The sequence below is a fragment of the Burkholderia sp. E168m23 genome, assembly GCF_016586125.1.
GTDB lineage: Bacteria > Pseudomonadota > Gammaproteobacteria > Burkholderiales > Burkholderiaceae > Burkholderia > Burkholderia orbicola.
This window is the reverse complement of sequence record NZ_BCPP01000881.1, coordinates 1-3016: the sequence shown is the minus strand read 5'-3', so window position 1 is coordinate 3016 and position 3016 is coordinate 1. Positions and strand designations below refer to the sequence as shown.

The 3016-nt window shown below is 66.2% G+C and carries 3 protein-coding genes; all 3 read left to right on the top strand.

Features of this window, described 5'->3' with window-relative positions:
- Nucleotides 1-757 (top strand): RtcB family protein (locus tag JMF90_RS31290; RefSeq protein ID WP_201325888.1); only part of this gene is annotated, 757 nt, incomplete at its 5' end.
- 55 nt (nt 758-812) lie between these two features.
- Nucleotides 813-1628, top strand: a complete 816-nt coding sequence (locus JMF90_RS31285; RefSeq protein WP_011548312.1) for a nucleotidyltransferase domain-containing protein — start codon at nt 813-815, stop codon at nt 1626-1628.
- Nucleotides 1629-1887: 259 nt separating this feature from the next.
- Nucleotides 1888-3016, top strand: a 1129-nt coding sequence (locus JMF90_RS31280; protein WP_201325887.1) for a DUF1176 domain-containing protein, incomplete at its 3' end; no start/stop codon positions are given.

Here is a 3016-nt window from a genome sequence, read left to right as displayed (position 1 = left end):
ACGGAACCACTACGCGCATCTCGGCACGCTCGGCACCGGCAACCACTTCATCGAAGTGTGCATCGACGAGGCGGACCGCGTGTGGTTCATGCTGCACAGCGGCTCGCGCGGCGTCGGCAATGCGATCGGCAGCCTGTTCATCGAACTCGCGCAGGCCGACATGCGGCAGCACATCGCGAACCTGCCCGACCGTAATCTCGCGTATTTCACCGAAGGCAGCCGGCACTTCGACGATTACGTCGAAGCGGTCGGCTGGGCGCAGGACTACGCGCGGCGCAACCGGCAGGCGATGATGGACGCGGTGATCGGCGCGGCGCGCGGCGTGATCGCGAAGCCGTTCTCGGTCGACGAGCACGCGGTGAACTGTCACCACAACTACGTGCAGCGCGAGCGCCACTTCGGCGAAGACGTGCTCGTGACGCGCAAGGGCGCGGTGTCCGCGCAGAAGGGGCAACTCGGGATCATTCCGGGCTCGATGGGCGCGAAGAGTTTCATCGTGCGCGGGCTCGGCAACCCGGAAAGCTTCTGCTCCTGCAGCCACGGCGCGGGCCGGACGATGAGCCGCACCGAAGCGAAGCGTCGCTTCACGGCCGACGATCAGGCGAAGGCGACGCAAGGCGTCGAATGCCGGAAGGACGCGGGCGTCGTCGACGAAATCCCGATGGCGTACAAGGACATCGACGCGGTGATGGCGGCTCAGCGCAGCCTCGTCGAAGTGGTGCATACGCTGCGCCAGGTGGTGTGTGTGAAGGGATAGCGCGGTGTGCGGCCGAGGGCCAGCGGCCGCGCACAACGAAAGGAAAACGACAACGATGAAAACCGACAAGGCAATGACGACCGTGCGCAGCGCGCATCCGATCGACCCGGTGGTGCGGGCACGCGTGATGGCGGAGCTCGCGGAAGTCGAACGCCGCCATGATGTATGCGTGCTGTTCGCGTGCGAATCGGGCAGCCGCGGCTGGGGATTCGCTTCGCCGGACAGCGATTACGACGTACGCTTCGTGTACGCACACCGGCGCGACTGGTACCTGAGCGTCGAACCGCAACGCGACGTGATCGAGCGGCCGCTCGACGACGAGCTCGACGTCAGCGGCTGGGAATTGCGCAAGGCGCTGCAACTGCTGCGACGCTCGAACCCGACGCTGCTCGAATGGCTCGACTCGCCCGTCGTGTATCGCGAAGATGCGCGCTGGGCGCCGCGGCTCAGGTCGCTGGCATCGGCGTTCTTCTCGCCGGTACGCGGGCGTCATCACTACCTCTCGATGGCAAAGAAAAATTTTCGCGGCTATCTGCAAGGCGACACGGTGCGTTACAAGAAGTACTTGTACGTACTGCGTCCGCTGCTCGCGGTCCGCTGGATCGACATGGGGCTCGGCATGCCGCCGATGCGCTTCGTCGATCTCGTCGACGGGACCGTGCACGAGCCGACGGTGCGCGCGGAGCTCGATGCGTTGCTCGCGCTGAAGATGAGCGCGAACGAAAGCGAATACGGGCCGCGCCGGCCGGCGATCCACGCGCTGGTCGAGACGATGCTCGCCGATGCCGAACACGATCGCGAATACAAGCGGCCGTGGGGCGACGTGGCGATGCTCGATGCGTTCCTGCGCGACGTGGTCGACGGCCGATGAAAAGTGAACGGCGCGATGCCTCCGGGGATCGCGCCATTTTTGCATCAGCACTCGTCCGATCAATACAGGCGAGCAACGATCGTGCCCGCGTACTACGTGTCGTCGTCACGATTCACAGCCCATCGCGGCGGTATACTCGATGCCGTTCGGCACAGCGCGCCGCCGCATGCGCCGCAGCCTTCGACCTGCCCCGCCTGCTGACGATGCGCTTGCAGTCCGACATCTTCCGCCCGCCCATCCACAGTCGATACGAACCGTCATGTCGCACCGCCTTTCGCTCGCCATCGCCGCCCTCCTCGCCGTTTCCCCGTTCGTTGCCGAGGCTCGCCCGCTCGCGCGGCCACCGGTCGAACGCGACTTCAAGAACTGGTCGGTCGTTTGCGACAACGGCAACCGCTGCATTGCCGAAAGCCATGCGGACGATATCGATGATGCACGCACCAGCCTCATCCTGCGCGTGACGCGCGATGCCGGCCCGGACGCGCAAGCCTCGCTCGACATCTATGCGTCGGCGCCGCTGGACCTGCGCAGCGCGCGCGTGGATGGTCGCCCGTTCGATGCAATGGCGGCCCGATGGCATGCGTTCGGCGGCAAACCGGACGATGACGACGCGCACCCGTTCCGGATCCGGACCAACGATCCGGCAACGGTTGCCGCATGGCTCACTGCGTCGCGCAATGCGCAACTGCTGAGCTTCGGCGATCCGGCGTCGGCACAAACCGCCCGCACACCGTTGACGGGATTGAGTGCCGCGCTGCTGTTGATCGACGACACGCAGGGCCGTGTCGGCACCGTCACGGCGTTGCTGCGCCCGGGCACCCGGCCGGCGTCGGCGGTGCCCGTCGCACCGGCATTGCCACCCGCCGTCACGCCGGCCCCGGCCGTCGCAAACCTGTCGGCCGCGGAGCAACGGCCGCTCGTCGATGCGGTGCTCGCGAAGTTCGGCGGCGACGTGAAGCAATGTGCGGCCGATGTCGAAGACGAAATGCCGGCGGGCGATCGCAGGAAGGCGTCGACTGCCGTGGCGGTCTCCGCCGACGAAGCGCTGGTCGCGATACCGTGCCAGACCAGCAGCATGTATAACCACACCGACCTGTGGTATCGCGTGCGGCGAACTGCGCCCTACTCGCCGACGGCGATGAATTTCGGCGAGAACGCGAACGCGGGACTCGATTCGGCGTCGTTCGCAAACGAACTGACCGACGCCGGCTACGATCCCGCCAGCGCGACGCTATCGAGTAAGGTCAGACTGCGCAGTGCAGGCGATTGCGGCTCGACCGCATCGTGGATCTTCGACGGCCGGCACTTCGTGCTCAGCGATATCGCCACACACGGCACTTGCAACGGCTTGTTCGACGATCAGTGGCCACGCCTGTATCGACGGGCCG

Excerpts from the sequence above, each read along its gene's own strand:
- JMF90_RS31285 (WP_011548312.1), top strand. The coding sequence starts at position 813 with ATGAAAACCGACAAGGCAATGACGACCGTGCGCAGCGCGCATCCGATC.